The organism is Pedobacter nanyangensis, from assembly GCF_003313505.1.
GTDB lineage: Bacteria > Bacteroidota > Bacteroidia > Sphingobacteriales > Sphingobacteriaceae > Pedobacter > Pedobacter nanyangensis.
Genome location: NZ_QMHO01000010.1, coordinates 112,040 through 130,062 on the forward strand (window position 1 = coordinate 112,040; position 18,023 = coordinate 130,062).

General features: G+C 41.0%; 18 protein-coding genes and 1 tRNA gene. 14 read left to right on the top strand and 5 right to left on the bottom strand.

Translation table 11 applies throughout. From position 1 onward, the window contains the following. Positions 1-120 precede the first annotated feature (120 nt). From DUT71_RS20250 to DUT71_RS15415, 3 genes are all read right to left on the bottom strand, one after another. Complete coding sequence (locus DUT71_RS20250; RefSeq protein ID WP_162796072.1) at positions 121-267, bottom strand: hypothetical protein; 147 nt, start codon at positions 265-267, stop codon at positions 121-123. Between the two features lie 111 nt (positions 268-378). Next, complete coding sequence (locus DUT71_RS15410) at positions 379-1,644, bottom strand: site-specific integrase (protein ID WP_113663442.1); 1,266 nt, start codon at positions 1,642-1,644, stop codon at positions 379-381. Between the two features lie 183 nt (positions 1,645-1,827). Then, a tRNA-Ile gene (locus tag DUT71_RS15415) sits at positions 1,828-1,901 on the bottom strand. Between the two features lie 251 nt (positions 1,902-2,152). Between DUT71_RS15415 and DUT71_RS15420 the strand changes: the two genes are divergently transcribed. Further along, positions 2,153-2,788, top strand: a complete 636-nt coding sequence (locus DUT71_RS15420; protein ID WP_113663443.1) for an HAD family hydrolase — start codon at positions 2,153-2,155, stop codon at positions 2,786-2,788. A gap of 35 nt (positions 2,789-2,823) precedes the next feature. Here DUT71_RS15420 and DUT71_RS15425 read toward each other — a convergent pair whose 3' ends face one another. After that, positions 2,824-4,128, bottom strand: a complete 1,305-nt coding sequence (locus tag DUT71_RS15425) for a carboxypeptidase-like regulatory domain-containing protein (RefSeq protein ID WP_113663444.1) — start codon at positions 4,126-4,128, stop codon at positions 2,824-2,826. A gap of 55 nt (positions 4,129-4,183) precedes the next feature. On the opposite strand from DUT71_RS15425, the gene DUT71_RS15430 reads away from it, so the two are divergent. The 5 genes from DUT71_RS15430 to DUT71_RS15450 all read left to right on the top strand — a co-directional run bounded on the left by DUT71_RS15430 (position 4,184) and on the right by DUT71_RS15450 (position 8,678). Further along, positions 4,184-4,501, top strand: coding sequence for a DUF962 domain-containing protein (locus tag DUT71_RS15430; protein WP_113663445.1), 318 nt, complete (start codon positions 4,184-4,186; stop codon positions 4,499-4,501). Positions 4,502-4,681: 180 nt separating this feature from the next. Then, complete coding sequence (katG, locus tag DUT71_RS15435; RefSeq protein WP_113663446.1) at positions 4,682-6,955, top strand: catalase/peroxidase HPI; 2,274 nt, start codon at positions 4,682-4,684, stop codon at positions 6,953-6,955. A gap of 259 nt (positions 6,956-7,214) precedes the next feature. Continuing rightward, positions 7,215-7,388 (top strand): hypothetical protein, encoded by a 174-nt coding sequence (locus DUT71_RS20255; RefSeq protein ID WP_162796073.1) that lies wholly within the window; start codon positions 7,215-7,217, stop codon positions 7,386-7,388. A gap of 107 nt (positions 7,389-7,495) precedes the next feature. Further along, positions 7,496-7,888 (top strand): GreA/GreB family elongation factor, encoded by a 393-nt coding sequence (locus DUT71_RS15440; RefSeq protein ID WP_113663447.1) that lies wholly within the window; start codon positions 7,496-7,498, stop codon positions 7,886-7,888. Positions 7,889-8,126: 238 nt separating this feature from the next. Further along, positions 8,127-8,678, top strand: coding sequence for an AAA family ATPase (locus DUT71_RS15450; protein WP_113663449.1), 552 nt, complete (start codon positions 8,127-8,129; stop codon positions 8,676-8,678). Positions 8,679-8,746: 68 nt separating this feature from the next. Here DUT71_RS15450 and DUT71_RS15455 read toward each other — a convergent pair whose 3' ends face one another. Beyond that, on the bottom strand, positions 8,747-9,931 hold the full coding sequence (locus tag DUT71_RS15455; RefSeq protein ID WP_205313968.1) for a proline dehydrogenase family protein: 1,185 nt from the start codon (positions 9,929-9,931) through the stop codon (positions 8,747-8,749). A 93-nt stretch (positions 9,932-10,024) separates the two neighbouring features. Here DUT71_RS15455 and DUT71_RS15460 point away from each other — a divergent pair, with 93 nt between their 5' ends. The 8 genes from DUT71_RS15460 (at position 10,025) to DUT71_RS15495 (ending at position 17,862) form a co-directional block, all read left to right on the top strand. After that, on the top strand, positions 10,025-10,231 hold the full coding sequence (locus DUT71_RS15460) for an RNA-binding S4 domain-containing protein (protein ID WP_113663451.1): 207 nt from the start codon (positions 10,025-10,027) through the stop codon (positions 10,229-10,231). Beyond that, entirely contained in the window at positions 10,231-11,289 is a 1,059-nt protein-coding gene (aroB, locus tag DUT71_RS15465) for a 3-dehydroquinate synthase (RefSeq protein WP_113663452.1), read from the top strand. The genes DUT71_RS15460 and aroB overlap by 1 nt, the downstream gene beginning before the upstream one ends. 3 nt (positions 11,290-11,292) lie before the next feature. Continuing rightward, complete coding sequence (locus tag DUT71_RS15470; protein ID WP_113663453.1) at positions 11,293-12,222, top strand: sterol desaturase family protein; 930 nt, start codon at positions 11,293-11,295, stop codon at positions 12,220-12,222. Between the two features lie 267 nt (positions 12,223-12,489). After that, positions 12,490-13,323 (top strand): prephenate dehydratase, encoded by an 834-nt coding sequence (locus tag DUT71_RS15475; protein WP_113663495.1) that lies wholly within the window; start codon positions 12,490-12,492, stop codon positions 13,321-13,323. 101 nt (positions 13,324-13,424) lie between these two features. After that, entirely contained in the window at positions 13,425-14,567 is a 1,143-nt protein-coding gene (locus DUT71_RS15480) for a chorismate mutase (RefSeq protein ID WP_113663454.1), read from the top strand. Positions 14,568-14,712: 145 nt separating this feature from the next. Further along, positions 14,713-15,981 carry a 3-phosphoshikimate 1-carboxyvinyltransferase gene (aroA, locus tag DUT71_RS15485; RefSeq protein WP_113663455.1) on the top strand — a complete coding sequence of 423 codons (1,269 nt, stop codon included), beginning with the start codon at positions 14,713-14,715 and terminating at the stop codon, positions 15,979-15,981. 80 nt (positions 15,982-16,061) lie between these two features. Further along, positions 16,062-17,159 carry a chorismate synthase gene (aroC, locus tag DUT71_RS15490; protein WP_113663456.1) on the top strand — a complete coding sequence of 366 codons (1,098 nt, stop codon included), beginning with the start codon at positions 16,062-16,064 and terminating at the stop codon, positions 17,157-17,159. An 85-nt stretch (positions 17,160-17,244) separates the two neighbouring features. Beyond that, complete coding sequence (locus tag DUT71_RS15495) at positions 17,245-17,862, top strand: DUF1684 domain-containing protein (protein ID WP_113663457.1); 618 nt, start codon at positions 17,245-17,247, stop codon at positions 17,860-17,862. Positions 17,863-18,023 lie beyond the last annotated feature (161 nt).

The window sequence follows — 18,023 nt, forward strand, 5'->3', positions numbered from 1 at the left end:
TGCTTTATCTGTGGGATGAGTTTTCCAAAGCTGAAAAATTAGCTGGATGGCGAGTTTGGGACGAAAGGTGATAGATACTTTTGACAAAATCTATAACCTATTAAAGTTTTTTTCAAAAAACTATTTACAAGCCATTCTATAAAGAAAAAACATCCAAACCACAAAACCAACTATAAAGGCAGGCAAAGGGTTTTCCATGGTAAGACCAGAGAGAAACGCTCCTGTAGCAACAATACAAGTCAAAAAAAATAGAATGAGATTTTTCATGATATTAAAATTTAATACTTTCATTTATTAAAAACACCTTCATGGCTAAGAAATAAAAGCCATGAAGGTGTAACATTTAAACTGCTATTTTTATTTGCTTTATCTTCTTTTCTAGGTCACCTTCTTTTTATCTAACTTTCTTAAAAGGCTGATAACACTTATCTGTACGCGGTCGACAATTCGCCAATCTTTTGCAATGTAAATATCAGTTGTAGTATGCTCATTATCTACATGGTTCAACGCTTGTGCCACATCATCCTTACTCATTCCACCGGAATTGCGGGCAATAGTTGCAAAAGTGTGCCTTGCCCAATAAAGTGTTAGTTCTTTAAGGCCTGTAAGAATTCTCAGCTTTTTCATTCCCATTGATAGAGCTTTATTTAGACCATCAGAATTTATATAGCGGGTAGAAAGTTTTCCTATATATTTTTGGAGCAGTGGTTTGGCTTCATCTATAATTTTTATGCTTATAAAAGCACTGTCTTTTCGCTTGCCCCTAGTTTTGGAACGGTTATATTCTAATCTGCCATTTCTGATATTTTCTTTGGTCAGCTGATAAAAATCCACTGCATTTGTTCCACACAGATAAAACGAAAGCATATAAAGCTCCTTTGCCATTTCTGCACGGCTTCCCATTTCGCTTTTGCAGTCTCGAATTATTCTTATCTGCTCTAAAGTATTGTTCCTTTTTTTAGTAAGTGGTGGAGAACCAATCTTATATTTTTTGAATGGGTAATGCTTGATCCGGTATATGCCTAAGTCCTCATTATTATATTTATTGCGTGCAGCATTGAATAGGGTGCGTAAATCACGCATGTGGTTGTGAAGTCCGCTGTCAGAAACTCCCTTTGCTGTTTTCTTGGTAATAATGCTTTTCTGTCCATTCGGGCGCTCCATCGTACGTTCGCTTCGCAAAAAGCGCTCATAATAAATAAGCATATTGGAATTGATTTCCGTTATCGAAACAGATTCCCTTTTAAAATAATCAATGAGGCTATTGCGGACTAAGCGGAAGTTATGGGCCGTCGCCTTTCGTCCTTCTTTGACAGTTTGAGCCATGTGTTCAGCACAAAATTTGATAAAATCAACATCGTCATCTATTTCGCAGAGGTAGTTCTTTAATGTTTCAGCAGTAAAAAAGTCTAGCCTTTCTCCTAGTTCGCTGATGATCTTTCGATAGCCCCTAAGTTGTTGTTCTACTAAATCATTAACAAAAATGTCTTTGATCTTCATTTTTGTAGTCAGTTGCTTTTTGACTACATAGTGTACAGTGTCGATGTACTTTCTTTGGGCCTTGTGATGGACACAGATTTTTACATTGAAGGTGCCATCTGTTTTTTTGTGGTGTTCGAACACCTTGGCGCTAACGGTTGCCATAATCCTTGAATTTAGCACGTAAAAAGTTCGTAACCATTTCGTAACGTTTTTGCGTGGAGTTAAACAAAAAATTATGTAAAACCTGCTTTCAGGGGGCTTCCTGAAGCATAGTTGCCGACGGTAATCGGCATCAGAAAAAATAAAAAAACCGTCCTCAAATTTCTTTGTAAGACGGTTTTGAAGTGGGCCCACCAGGACTTGAACCTGGGACCGACGGATTATGAGTCCGGCGCTCTAACCAACTGAGCTATAGGCCCTTACACTATTTTTAGCTGTCTGCGTGAGACAAACTTAGACAAAATTTTTCGAGTTGGCAAATTCTTTTCCCCTTTGAAAGACCCTCAAAGGTTTGGGAAGAATTTAAGTTCAAAAAAGCTTGTTTTCAATTCTATAGTCCAGATAATTATGAGTCTTCTACTCTAACCAACTGAGCTAATGGCCCTGCTAAAACACTGTTAGGTTTTGCGAGTGCAATGTTACATATTTGCATCGAATTTTGGAACAATAAATGGAAAAAATTAAAAATATTATCTTCGATTACGGCAACGTGATTTTTGCTATCGACTTCTTACGCACCCAAAATGCTCTTGCACAACTAGGTATCCCCAATGTAACCGAATTCTTTGCGCACAAGGGCCACAACCAACTATTTGACGATTTTGAAACCGGAAGCATTACCCCTGCCCAGTTTAGGGATGGCATTAGAAAGGTAGCCGAAAAATTAGAACTTACCGACCAACAAATAGACGATGCCTGGAACAGTTTGCTAATTGGCGTATCAGGCAACAACCACGAGGTACTGTTAGAAGTAAAAGATAATTACCGCACTTTTTTGTTAAGCAACAACAATAAAATCCACTACGATTGGATCATTGCCTATCTACAAAAAGACTTTGGTTTCAACAACTATGATGATTTTTTTGAAAGAGCCTATTTTTCACAAGATACCAGCATGCGCAAGCCAAACCCTGCCATATTTGAAATGGTACTGAAAGAAAACAACCTTGTAGCCGAAGAAACCCTGTTCATTGACGATAGCCCGCAACATATTGAGGGAGCTAAAAAAGCAGGATTAAACACCTTGCTAATGAATGTACACCCAGAGCATTTGCGTGATTTCCTGGTGAGCCATCACATTCTGTAGCATTATATGGGTAGGGATAATCTGTTTGGTTTTTCCTACCGCTTTTTCTCCCGAAGCGCTTCATGGTTCTTGAGCGCATCAATAGCTGTTGCTTTTCGTGGAACAGCCGGCTCATAGTCGGCAGGCATAAAGGTTGCCAGCCTCCTTTTCGACATAAAGCCCGACATATAGAGGTTGTAGCTCAATTCCAAACCATCTTCCGAGAGTTCAAAAGGTTCGTCATCCATCATATACAACAACGTTTCCATCTTTGTAGGCATTTCCTTATTGATCCTCACTTTTGTAGTATCTACATAGGCTGACATTTTCTGAAAATTCCGACGGTAGGTTACCATCAGAGAATCCTTAAATTTAAGTTTATACACCCTGTTCACTTTATCGTGTTCCAGAATGCGGTCCAAGCATACCGTATCCAAAGTTCTACATACCAAATCGGGCTGTTTAAAAACCTCGCCATAATAAGCCAAGGTATCCTGATCAGCGATCAAATCCCTGACATGCAAATCCAAAGCAAACTGCTTTTGCTTTAAAGCCTGATTTTTAAGCGAATTGATATAATCGAGGATTCTTTCTTTCTCTTGGTTCCGCACTTCGGTGTAGGTGTTAATGGAAAAACCTTCCTCCTTAAGTTTACCACTTACCAAAGCCTTATAGAAATGGGTAGCTGAACCTTGATAAGCATGATTGGTATTGAACTGCAACCTGTCTATTGAATTGGTTGATTTGGTCGGTTCAAAAAACAAGGTCGATTTATAAAGCAGCTTTTCGCTATTCACATCATACTTAAACTCATCCAAATCTATCTTTACCAAATAGCCCAGCTTATCATTCATCACCCATATAGGCTCATAAGTAGCAGCGGTTAAAATACCGGTCAACTGGTCGAAACTAAAACGCACCGCCTTTTGGTTAACCACTACATCGTTTTTATATTTACTGGAGTAGTAATCTTCGTCTATATCCGACATTAATAGCCTGGTAAACAAGCGTCCCCATTTTTTCCATCCAACACGGTCGCCAATAATCACTTCCTTTAAAGTATTATGGATGGGCTTTAACACTACTTTAAGGTTTTGCTGAGGAATTTTATGCAACACCACTTTTTGATAACCCACACATGAAACCACCAATTTGGCCTTGCCTTGAGAAATGCTTATGTAAAATTTGCCTGCTGCATTGGTTTTAGTACCAATTTGCGTTTCGTTGAAATATACACTGGCATTTTCAATGGGCTTACCGGTTTTGGCATCAACCACCCTGCCTATTGCCGTAAGTTGCGCAAAACCATGCTGAGCTAAAAACAACAAAAAGCATAGCAAAAAATTGACCTTAAAAAACATACACAATGAGGTTATATTTGAGCAATATTTACTAACTTAACAAAAAAAGAGCTAAATGGAAGCCAAAAAGTACAAATCGTTACAAGAGTTTTACCCCTTTTACCTGAGCGAGCATCAAAATACCACCAGCCGGGTGCTACATTTTATAGGCACAGGATTGGTTGTACTTTCGCTCATTACAGGGGTGCTTTTTCATGATTGGCGCTTTTTGCTGGTCATCCCCTTTTTGGGCTATGGCTTTGCTTGGGTAGGACATTTCTTTTTTGAAAAGAACAAACCTGCCACCTTCCAGTACCCAGGGTATAGCTTAGCCAGCGATTTCATGCTATTTTGGGATTTGCTGAGCGGAAAGCAAAATTTCAAAGTAAAATAGCTTTTGCCTATTAGCCCATAGATAAAAGCACTTTGACAGGGCCAGGCCATAACCCTACCTTTATCATTATTCAAAAAAGGTATGGACATGGAAACAAAACAAACAGCGAAATGTCTTTCCAACGGCGCTAGTAAGCCATTGGAAAATACCAATACATCATTAACAAAAAATTGATTAAGCATGGAAAACAAAGGTTCAGACATCAGCAAATGCCCATTTCACAACGGCAGCATGAAAAGTAACGTTGGCGGCAGTGGTACCCGAAACCGCGACTGGTGGCCAAAACAACTCAAACTCAACATCCTCCGCCAGTACTCTTCCCTGTCAAATCCCATGGACGAAGAGTTTAATTATGCCGAAGCTTTCAAAAGCCTCGACTATCAAGCTTTAAAAAATGATTTGCACGCCCTCATGACCGATTCGCAAGATTGGTGGCCCGCTGATTTTGGCCATTACGGTGGCTTATTTATCCGCATGGCCTGGCACAGTGCCGGTACCTATCGTGTAGGCGACGGCCGTGGTGGTGCTGGACAGGGGCAACAGCGTTTTGCTCCGCTAAATAGCTGGCCAGACAACGTGAGCTTAGATAAAGCCCGCCGTTTACTTTGGCCTATCAAACAAAAATATGGCCGGGCCATTTCCTGGGCCGATTTAATGATCTTGGCTGGAAACGTGGCCTTGGAATCGATGGGCTTTAAAACCTTTGGTTTTGCCGGTGGTCGTGAAGACGTTTGGGAGGCTAGCGAGGATGTATATTGGGGATCAGAAACCACTTGGCTGGGTAACGAAGAACGCTACGCCCAAGGTCAGGAGGGAGTGGCCGCTCATGGAGTGGTTTCTTCTGATGAAGATGCTGATGGACGAAAACACTCCAGAGATTTGGAAAAACCCTTGGCTGCGGCACACATGGGTTTAATTTATGTAAATCCCGAAGGCCCTGATGGCAATCCAGATCCTATCGCAGCCGCTAAAGATATCCGTGACACTTTCGGTCGTATGGCCATGGATGATGAAGAAACAGTAGCCTTAATTGCGGGCGGACATACTTTTGGAAAAACACACGGAGCATCTACTTCTGACCACGTAGGCAAAGAGCCCGAAGCTGCTGGCTTGGAAGCCCAAGGCTTTGGTTGGAGCAATAACTTTGGCAGTGGTAAAGGTGCTGATGCCATTACCAGTGGCTTAGAAGTAACTTGGACCACTACCCCAACCCAATGGAGCAATAACTTTTTCGAGAACCTTTTCGCTTTTGAATGGGAGTTGACCAAAAGTCCGGGGGGTGCGCACCAATGGGTAGCTAAAACCAACGAAGAAATTATTCCCGACGCTTTTGACCCTACCAAAAAACATAAACCTACCATGCTCACCACAGATCTTTCTTTGAGGTTTGATCCCGCATACGAGAAGATCTCCAGGCGTTTTTTAGAAAATCCAGACGCTTTTGCAGATGCTTTTGCCCGTGCTTGGTTTAAATTAACGCACCGCGACATGGGGCCAGTTTCCCGTTACTTAGGCCCTGAAGTGCCAGGCGAAGAATTGATTTGGCAAGATCCTGTACCTGCGGTAGATCATCCGTTAGTAGACGAAAATGATTTGGAAAGCTTAAAAGCTAAAATCCTGGCTTCGGGATTAAGTGTTTCGCAATTAGTAAGCACTGCTTGGGCTTCCGCTTCTACTTTCCGTGGTGGCGATAAACGTGGCGGTGCCAATGGCGCACGCATTCGTTTAGCACCCCAACGTTATTGGAAAGCCAACAACCCTACGCAGTTAGATAAAGTGTTGAGCACCTTAGAGAATATCCAAAAGGAGTTTAATAGTGCACAAAGCAATGGCAAAAAAGTTTCGTTGGCCGATTTAATTGTACTTGCCGGTAATGCGGCCATAGAAAAAGCCGCTAAAGATGCAGGCCAACAAATAAAAGTACCTTTTGCTGCTGGACGTACAGATGCCAGCCAAGACAAAACAGATGTAGAATCATTCGGTTACCTAGAGCCTATCGCCGATGGTTTCCGTAACTACAAAAAAGGCCGAACGCTGTCTTCAACAGAAGAATTATTGGTTGACAAAGCACAATTATTAACGCTTACGGCACCTGAAATGACCGTACTTATAGGAGGTATGCGTGCCTTAAATGCCAATTACGATGGTTCTGCCCATGGCGTGCTAACCAATCGTCCAGAGCAACTGAGCAATGATTTCTTTGTAAACCTATTGGATATGCGTACCGCTTGGAAAGCCACCAGCGAGGATCAGGAATTGTACGAGGGTTACGACCGCAGTACTGGCCAAACCAAATGGAACGCCACCCGTGCCGATTTGGTTTTTGGCTCCAATGCCGAGCTTCGTGCCATTGCCGAAGTGTATGCCAGTACAGACGCTCATGGAAAATTTGTGAAGGACTTTGTAGCCGCATGGAATAAAGTCATGAACTTAGATCGTTTTGATTTGGCTTAAAATCTAGCAATAAAATAGTCATCATCCCTAGTCCATTGCTTTTTAGAAGCTGGGCTAGGGATTTTTGGTTTAATTACTTACCCCCCAGCCCCTCCCCAAGCGGGGATATGGTGACAGCAAAACACCATTTTCATTAGCATTTAAGGGCGATAACAACCTCCCAAGAATTTTTATACTCAGAACAAACCAAATGGGACCAGGCTCCCAAACCATGTTAGTACTTTAATTGTAACAAAGTCCTTTTAATTTGCTTTTTTAAATGAACAAACCCATCTTTGTGAAAATGAGCAAAATGGCAACATCAAAAACAAGCGGTACTTTCTTTACGAAGAAGAAGGCCCCTGCTATGCCATATGCTCAACCTGCAACGCAAAATTTCTGCACGCCCTCAAATCCTGCAGCAATTAATCAAAGCAAGGATTTTATTCACTAAACCCCGATTTCTAATTCTTCTTAGCGATTTCGGGGGATAACCACCTCTAAATATTTTTTTTATGCCTTCATTTCTGGAGGCTTATCTATTCATTTAAACTTATTGAAATGGAAACAAAATCAATTTTATTATCTAAAAGCGATCACAAATTTTTAAGCGAGCATTTAGAAAAAGCTGTCATGAGCGACTACAATAAATCTCGACTTAAACAAGAAATTAAAAATGCCAAAATCTTTGATGATGCAGCTTTACCTGCCGATGTTGTATCGTTATACACCGAAGCGCAGATTGAAAGCACCGAAAACAGTCAACAATTTGTCTTTAAACTGGTTTTACCTAAAGATGCCAACATAAAACAACAAAAAGTATCTATCTTTGCCCCGATTAGCATTGCATTGCTAGGCTACCAAACCGGTGATTTGATCCAATGGGAAATGCCCGATGGCATCAAAGAGTTCAAGATTATGGCCGTAAGAAAGTTAGAAGAGCACGAACATTAACCAAAGCAATGCACGGCTAACCACGTTATTCCCTTTTACGATTGAAGATCATGAACACAGAAAAAGCAGAAAAGCTAAAAAAATGGGTCAAGAAAATTGGCTTTTGGGGTTTTCTATTCTTTTTGGTAAAGGGATTGGCATGGTTAGCTGTAGGTTATTTCATTGTGAAGTAACCTATCCATAATTCAATGTCGGCAATTCATTGCTGTTCCCTTTTAACATTCCAAACCATAAATTCATGCACACCAACCTATTCGTGATTACGGGAGGCCCCGGCGTGGGCAAAACTACACTGATCCACGAATTAAGCAACGCCGGTTTTACGGTAGTTGAAGAAAGCGCCAGAAAAATTATCCAGGCGCAAATGCTTGCAAACGGCGATGCACTACCATGGAAAAACAAAATGCTTTACGCAAAGCTGATGCTGGAAGCCGCTGTTAATGTTTATCAAACTATTAAAGCAAAACAATTATCAGAACCGGTGTTTTTTGACAGAGGGATTTTAGACTCCATTGGCTACATGAACATGGAAAACATTCCAATTCCATCAGAAATGAAAGCCGTGGCAATTGCCCATCGATATGCAGCTAAAGTTTTCATTCTGCCTCCATGGAAAGAAATCTATCAAACCGACCACGAACGCAAGCAAACTTGGGAAGAAGCCGTATTTACCTTTGAAAAAATGAAAGAAACTTATCTAGCCCATGGTTACCAGCTCATTGAAATCCCCAAGGCAGATGTAGGAACTAGAAGACGATTTGTTGAAAAGGAAATTGGATTAATTGGATAAAAGAACAAAGAGCAACGAATAAAGATTGACATCCCTACTCTTTGCTCCTTACTCCTTGCTCCTTATTCCTAAATCCCTCTCCTACGCTTCTCTCTGCTAATCAAAGAAAGCTCCCTGCCTGTTTGCCCCGCTACAGAAGTATTTTCCTGCGCCCTTCTGAACAGATAAGGCATTACCGCTTTGATAGGCCCATAAGGAACATACTTGGCCACATTATAGCCCACATGAGAAAGGTTAAAACTTAAGTTATCGCTCATTCCCAATAACTGTGCAAAATAAACGTGCGGATGATTATGAGCGATCCCTTTCTCGTCAATTAGCTCGGTAAGCAAACGGCTGCTCTCCTCATTGTGCGTGCCACATACAAAACCGATTTTATCAATATTGTCCACACAGTAACGCAGTGCTTCATTGTAATCTTTATCGGTAGCCGCCTTGTCCACTTGTATCGGGGATAGATAGCCCATTTCTTCGGCACGTTTACGTTCCTTTTCCATATAGGCGCCACGTACCAATTTGGCACCCAAAATAAAACCCGCTTCCCTGGCAATTAGGTGGTCGGCCTGTAAGCTGGTCAGTTTATCGTGGCGGTAAATTTGATATGTGTTAAATACAATGAGTTGATCTTTATTGAACTTCATCATCATTTCAATGGCCAATAAATCGATGGTGTCTTGGATCCAGGTTTCCTCGGCATCAATCATCACGGGCACGCTTCTCTCGTATGCGGTACGGCAAATTTTTTCGCAGCGTTGCTTTACGCGTTCAAACTCCTCTGTTTCGGCTGCATCAAGCGCCTGCTTGGCATCCAATTTTTCCAACAGGGCAAAACGGCCAATTCCCGTCACCTTAAAAACCGTGATCGGGATTCTGGGATCCCCATCGGCACGTACAATGGTCCTGATAATTTCTTCGCAGGTAAAATCAAACACCTGCTCCTCGTCTTCACCCTCTACAGAATAATCGAGGATGGTACCAACTTTGCCTTGGTGCAATTGCTCAATGGTGTGTTCACACTCGGCAATGGTTTCGCCACCACAAAATTGTTTAAAAATAGTGGCTTTAATGGCGCCTTGGATAGGCAAACCAATATTCAGCATAAAATTGGTGATGGGCGGGCCAACTTTGGTTAAAAAGTTACTCCCTATCATTTTAAACAGCCAGTAGGCCTGTTTTAATTCGGAATCAGATTTATGTCGAAACGCAACCTCAGTGTTATTGAAGTCTATTTTTTGCTTGGGGGAAGCATCCATTTTTATAAGTATTTAGTCAGAACGCTGCAAAAATATAAATAACTAGCCATCCAAGCACGAAAGACTTTCAAATAATCGTAAATTTGCGCCGCCATGATTAAATTTAAACTCGAAGGAGAATTTATTCCCTTAATTGCATTGCTAAAAGCGGCCTCGCTGGTACAAAGCGGCGGCGAAGCACAGTCCATCGTTGAAGAAGGTTTGGTTAAAGTTAACGGAACCACCGAAGATCGTAAGCGCTTAAAGGTGCGCATTGGCGATAAAGTTGAATTTATGGGCAAGATAATTGAAATTATTTAATGGAAGCGCTAAAAAACAACGATCATTTTATTCATTTCGAGAGTGGCCTGGCTCCATTAAATGATATTTTAACGAAGAAAAAGTACAGTAAGGTATTTGTTTTTGCCGATTCGACTACTGCGGAAGTATGTATACCGGTTTTCAGGGACCTTTTGCCAGATTTAGATCATTTCGATATTATTGAAACAGATGCTGGAGAAGAAAACAAGAACATTGACTTTTGTATAGGCATTTGGAAAACTCTTTTGGATTTTGAAGCCGATAGAAAATGCCTGATGATCAACCTTGGCGGCGGTGTAATTACCGACATGGGCGGTTTTGTGGCATCAACCTACAAACGTGGCATCGATTTCATCAACATTCCCACTACCCTGCTTTCGCAAGTTGATGCTTCCGTAGGTGGTAAAACAGGAATCGACATCGATAATGTGAAGAACATGGTAGGTACTTTTGCCTTGCCACAAGCGGTGTTTATCGAAAACAGTTTCTTGGCTACCTTGCCAGAACGGGAAATGCTGTCCGGCTTTGCCGAAATGATCAAACATGGTTTGATTGCTGATGCGGCCTATTATCAGGAACTGAAAAACAGCGATTATCGTCAGATCAGCGCACAAGCCATTTACCATTCTGTTAAAATCAAAAACGAAGTGGTATTGACCGATCCATTTGAAAAAGGTTTGCGTAAGATTTTAAATTTTGGACATACCATTGGCCATGCAGTAGAAGGCTATGCCCTGGTAAATGATAAAAAGCCGCTTACCCACGGCGAAGCCATTGCCATTGGAATGGTTTGCGAAGCTTACCTCTCTGCCAAATATTGTAACCTTTCTGCCCTTGAACTTGATGAAATTGCGGGTTATATTTTATCTCTTTACCCTAAATACCACATTAAAGCAGAGAGCTTTGATGATTTAATGGCCTTAATGCAAAGCGATAAAAAGAACGAAGACGGCTTCATCTTATTCTCCCTATTAGATCAGATTGGCAAGTGCGTTTTTAATTGCAGAGTAACTAAGGAAGATATTTTTAACAGTTTAACCTATTACAATAGTTTATAGTGTATGAAGTTTACCGGAAGTGACATTTCTGTAGGCACCTTATTTGGTTTCGTGATTGTGCTCACCATTGTTGAAATGTATTTCAGCTATAGGCACGATAAAAAATTATACACCAAGAGAGATACTTGGACCAACATTTATCTCATGCTTTGTGCCATTGTAGTTAACCTGAGCATGAAGGTCGCCACCTTTTATCTATTGGATTACTGTTATCAATTCAGACTGTTCGAAATTCAAACACCTTGGATTTATTGGACGGTACTGGTGCTGGCGCAGGATTTCCTTTATTGGTTTTTACATACAGTTGGCCATTATGTGCGTTTCTTTTGGGCCATGCACGTTACCCATCATTCTTCGGAGCACTTTAACTTAACCACAGGTTTTCGCTCAACGGTTTTTGAACCTTTGTACAGGGTATTCTTTTATTTGCCACTGGCTTTTATGGGCTTTAATGCCTTGGATATTCTTTTTGCTTACCTTGTTACCCAAATTTATGGCAACTTGGTACACACGCAAACCGTGATGAAGTTCCATCCTGTTTTTGAATATATCTTTGTAACACCTTCGCACCACAGGGTACATCACGCCTGCAATGTGCGCTACCTGGATAAAAATATGGGCATGGTACTTATTTTATGGGACAGGATGTTTGGTACTTTTCAAGAGGAATTACCAGAGGACAAAATAAAATATGGCTTAACTACCCAACCAGAAGACACTGGACCTGTAAACATCATCTTCCATGAGTTTATAGCTTTGGGGAAAGATGTTAAAAAAGCGCCAACTTTTTGGGATAAGATCAAATATGTGATCAATCCGCCGGGATGGAGCCATGACGGAAGCACTAAAATCGCCAAAATCATGCAGCGGGAACTACAGGAAGAAGAAAATAAAAGCAAAGTAGTTGGCAATAGCGTTAAAACCTTTGGTTAAAAAATACCATTTCGTTATTCGGTACAAAAACAACAAAATTAAATTCCGATAAAAATATTTTCACTTTAGTATTGACAAATTAAATTTGTTGCTGTACATTTGGCAACATAAAGCAAAAAATGAATTTTAACACTACATATTGGTTTGGTTACTTTTACTACTTTAGTAAGAGCCAGGACTGATATGCAGAAAAATAGATAAAAATATTTAAGAATGTATGAAGGGTCCTGGCTAAAAAGCCAGGACCCTTTTTCGTTTAACAACATTATGAAAACAAAAACCAGGGTAGCCATACAAGGCATTAAAGCATCATTCCACGAAGAGGCAGCTTACAAATTCTTTGGCAGAGACATTGAAACGGTTGAATGCAATTCATTCAAACAAACTTGCGACATTTTAGATGAGGGCAAAGCTGATTTTGTGGTAATGGCTATCGAAAACTCTATTGCCGGCAGCCTTTTGCCCAACTACACCTTAATTCGCGAATACAATTTCGCCGTAGTTGGCGAGGTTTACCTTCCCATTCAATTGCACTTATTGGCTTTACCAGGCGTAAAATTTGAAGACATTAAAATAGCGACCTCACACCCTATCGCCATCAGACAATGTGTTGATTTTTTTGAAGAATTCCCTCAAATACAAGTTATTGAAGGCAACGATACCGCCGCTTGTGCAAAGAAAATCAAAGATGGCCAGTTAAAAGATACGGTTGCCATTGCCAATGCTTTAGCTGCCGAAACCTATGGGCTCGACATTATTGAGCGAAGAATAGAATCGAACAAAAAGAACTTTACCCGTTTTTTAATTCTTAGAAAAGACAAAACCGAAGTAGAAAAAGGCATCAACAAAGCTTCTATTTGTTTTCAGGTGGGTCACCACGTTGGGGCGTTAAGCCAAGTGTTGCAAATATTCGCAGAGCTGAATGTGAATTTAACCAAAATCCAATCTATGCCTGTACTGGGCCGCCGCAACGAGTACTATTTCTATGTAGATATTGAATGGAAAAACATTGAAAACTATGATGCGGCCATCAGAAAAGTATTAAAGTTCACGGTCAACTTCAACATCATGGGCGAGTACGTGAAAAATGATAAAGTGTAAAACTAGAAAGTAAAAAATTAAAAAGCTGGATATCAAATCTTGATCCCTGATACCCAAATCTCCATACTAAAAAATTATAAACAACATAAATATCCTAAAAAATGAAACTAAGTTTAAACATCGAGCCTTTAGAAAACTGGCTGTCCGCTAAGAACCAGCCATTGTTAATTTCAGGTCCTTGCAGCGCTGAAACAGAAGATCAATTATTAACCACGGCACATTTATTGGCTGCTACTGGCAAAGTAAGTGTATTAAGAGCCGGTATTTGGAAACCTCGTACCCGTCCGGGAGAGTTTGAAGGTATTGGTAGCATTGGTTTAGAGTGGTTGAAACGAGCTAAAGCAGAAACTGGTTTGCCTACAGCAGTTGAGGTAGCCAACGCTAAGCACGTTGAGGAGGCTTTAGCAGCTGGTGTTGATATCCTTTGGATTGGTGCACGTTCAACCGTAAACCCTTTCACTGTACAAGAAATTGCTGATGCCTTAAAAGGTCATGATGTACCTGTATTGGTGAAAAACCCAGTAAATCCTGATCTTCAATTGTGGATTGGTGCGATTGAGCGTATCAACAAAGCCGGAATTACTAAAATTGGTGCAATCCACCGTGGTTTCTCTTCGTTCGAAAAATCTTCCTTCCGTAACGAGCCAATGTGGGAAATGGCCATCCAATTGAAAACCCTTTGCCCTGAATTGCCAATCATTAACGACCCAAGCCACATTTGCGGCAACCGTGAGTTGATCCCTTACATCTCTCAAAAAGCTTTAGACTTAGACATGCAAGGTTTAATGATCGAGTCGCACTTGGATCCTTCGGTAGCTTGGACAGATGCTAAGCAACAATTGACACCAGCAGCGGTGAACGAGCTCATGGAGCGCTTAACGGTACGTGAACCAGAATCTCAAAACGAAGCTTTTGTAGATAAACTAGCGGAACTACGTAAGCAAATCGACAAAATTGACGACTTGCTATTGCAAAAACTGGGCGAGCGTATGAAAATCGTAGAAAAAATTGGCGAGTACAAACGTGATAACCAAGTAACTGTTTTGCAAGTTAACCGTTGGGATGAAATCCTTAAAAAAGGAACAGCATTTGCGAAAGCATTGAAATTGGATGAGCACTTTACCGAAAAATTCTTGGAATTGGTACACGGCGAATCTATCCGTTTACAAACTGAAATATTAAACGAAGGCAAAGCTACACAAGAAGGCATTGCTGCTGAGCAACATGCTGAAGTAAAAGCATAAGCGAATATTTTTTAGGATAAAACTGTTAACAAAAGAGATTGCTCCGTACTCCGTAATGAAGTTCCAATTTTCGTTATTGCGGGGAGGAACGACGGAGCAATCTCCAACAGTATAGCCTTAACAACCCAACTATCAGACCGAACCTATGCATAAAAATGCAATTGTGTCCTTTAAGGGGGCGCAAAACATAAACACCGAAATACAACTTACGGGCTCAAAAAGCGAATGTAACCGAGCATTGATTATCAAATCTTTAAGCAAAAATTTGGTAAAAGTACAGAACCTATCTAATGCTGCCGATACGGTTACCTTAAATGCTATTTTAGCCGATTTAGATACCGTAGATACCGACCACAACCTTGCTAAGACCGTAGACGTTGGTCCTGCTGGAACCGCCATGCGTTTTCTATCGGCCTACCTATCTGCCAAAAACGGCAACTTCCTACTTACCGGAACTGAGCGCATGAAGCAACGTCCCATTGGTATTTTGGCCGAAGCCCTGAAAGAAATTGGCGCCAACATCAGCTATGCTGAGAAAGATGGCTTTCCTCCTCTCTCCATTAAAGGCCCATTGGAGCAAACCAATGCCCAAATCAAAATCAAAGGTGATGTAAGCAGTCAATACCTATCGGCTTTGCTAATGGTTGCGCCTACCCTTCCAAAGGGATTAACCCTGGAAATAGAAGGCGAACTGACCTCTAAACCTTATGTAGAAATGACTTTGGCCATGTTGGCAGAATGCGGCATTTCTCATGAATGGAAAGGAAATTTAATTACCATTGCTCCTCAAGATTTTAAACCTTCTACCTTGATTGTAGAACCAGATTGGAGCGCTGCTTCTTACTGGTACAGCATTGTGGCGCTAGCTAAAAATGCAAAAATAAGCTTGCCTCACTTGAGAGATAAAAGTTTGCAGGGCGATAGCCAAATCAAATCCATCATGGAGATTTTTGGCGTAAGCACTACCAAAACTTCCAACGGCATTGCTTTCGAAAAAAATCAAGAAATTAAGGACACCGACAAGGTCTTAGATTTAAAAACCTGTCCGGACCTGGCACAAACCATTGTGGTAATTGCTGCCGCTTTGGGATTAAACATGGCTTTTACAGGTTTAGAAACCTTAAAAATAAAAGAAACCGATCGTGTTGCGGCTTTACAAAATGAGTTGGCTAAAATTGGCGTGAAATTAATTGAAAACAACCTGGTTTATACACTAGATTGTTCAAAATTGAATTTCCCCAAGAAAGTAAGCATCGCTACGTACGAAGACCACCGCATGGCCATGGCTTTTGCTCCTTTAGCACTATTGATTGAGGAACTAGAAATTGAAGAATGTAACGTGGTTGAAAAATCTTATCCTTATTTTTGGGAGGACTTGAAGAAAGCGGGATTTGAAGTAGTGGAACAAAGATAAAAGAGCAAAGAATAAAGACCAAAGCACAAACGCCTAAATGGGCGAAATCGTAAATCTAAAATCGTAAATCTAAAATAAAAATGGCAGGCAACTCATTTGGACAAATTTTCTCTATCACCACCTTTGGCGAATCGCATGGAACGGCAATTGGCGTAATTTTAGACGGTTGTCCCGCAGGCTTAACCATCGATTTGGATTTCATCCAGTCGGAGCTAGACAAAAGAAAACCTGGCCAATCAAAAATTACCACACAACGCAAGGAAAGCGACACGGTACAAATCCTCTCAGGCATTTTTGAAGGCAAAAGTACCGGTACACCTATTGCCATGCTAATCCCGAACGAAGACCAACGCAGCAAGGATTATGGCCACAATGTAGATGTTTATCGCCCCAGCCATGCCGATTATGTGTACGATGCCAAATATGGCATTCGCGATCATCGTGGCGGCGGCCGTTCATCCGCAAGGGAAACTGCTGCCCGTGTAGCCGCTGGCGCTATTGCCAAACTGTTTTTAAAACATCATGGCATTGATATTTTTGCCCATGTCACTGCGGTTGGAAAAATCAATGCTCCCAATTTAGAAAGCAACGACATTACCGAATTACTTGAATTAAGAGAAGCAAATATTGTTCGCTGTGCCGATCCCGCTACGGCTAATGAAATGATCGAATTTATCGACAGTGTACGTAAGGATGGCGATACGGTTGGCGGCAAAATTTCCTGTGTAGTTAAGGGCTGTCCTGCAGGATTGGGAGAACCTGTTTTTGATAAACTTCATGCAGATTTAGGAAAAGCCATGCTAAGCATTAATGCGGTACATGGTTTTGAATACGGATCTGGCTTTGATGGGACCGAGCTAAGAGGCTCTGAACATAACGATATTCCATTGCCAAAAGCTAAGGACGAACAGCAATTTAAAACCATTAGCAACCACGCTGGCGGTATTTTAGGGGGCATTTCTAACGGAATGGACATCAACTTTAAAGTAGGCTTTAAACCGGTGGCCACCATTATGCACAGCCAACAAACCATTAATGCTGCCGGCCAAGCTGCCGAAATAAAAGGCAAGGGCCGTCATGATCCTTGTGTAGTACCAAGAGCCGTTGTTATTGTGGAAGCCATGGCAGCGCTTGTTTTGGCTGATCACCTATTAAGAAATCGCACTGCAAAACTATAGCTTAATATCATCATCACACTTATCTGTGCATCTGTGGCAATTATTTTTAGCCACAGATACACAGATTTTTTTTTAGTTTTATGATATGAAAGTTAAATTGATCTTACTTACTTCTTTAGTTGTTTTAAATCTAGGTGCTTTTGCTCAAAGCTTTAACGAACAAATTGCAACCCACCGTGAAAAATATAAAGCAGATTTTGTTAGCAACGAACATTCGCCACTCAAGGAAGGAGATTTAAAACACCTCCGCTTTTATAATGCCGATAGCAATTACAAAGTGACTGCTAAAGTAACCTTATTGGAAGGTGAAAAAGCTTTCAAAATGCCTACCTATGCGGGAACCACTGCCGAATACATTCGTTATGCGAAACTTGATTTTGACCTCAACGGAAAGCCTACACAATTAACTTTATACAAAAACGTGGCCCTATCGGCCAATCCAGCATACAAAGATTATCTCTTCCTTCCTTTTACCGACCAAACCAATAATAAGGAAACTTATGGCGGCGGCAGATATATCGATTTAAAGAGTGGCAACATTATCAATGGAAGCATTGAATTGGATTTCAATAAAGCTTACAATCCTTATTGTGCTTATAGCGATGGTTATCGTTGCCCTATCCCACCAGAAGAAAATGATTTGGCTTTAGCGATTAGGGCTGGTGAGCAAAAATACGCTAGTGAGAAGAAGCATCGCAATTAACTCAGGACGAAGTTTTAGTTAATGAACATCTAGGGGCTTTCAGCAACCTTCTTATAAATCAGTGGGAATGGCGTTATGCGATATTCCCCTCTCCCAGAGGGGTGCCCAACGGGCGGGGTGTTTTAATTACAAAGTTCAAAGATTTCTCGGCTACGTTACAC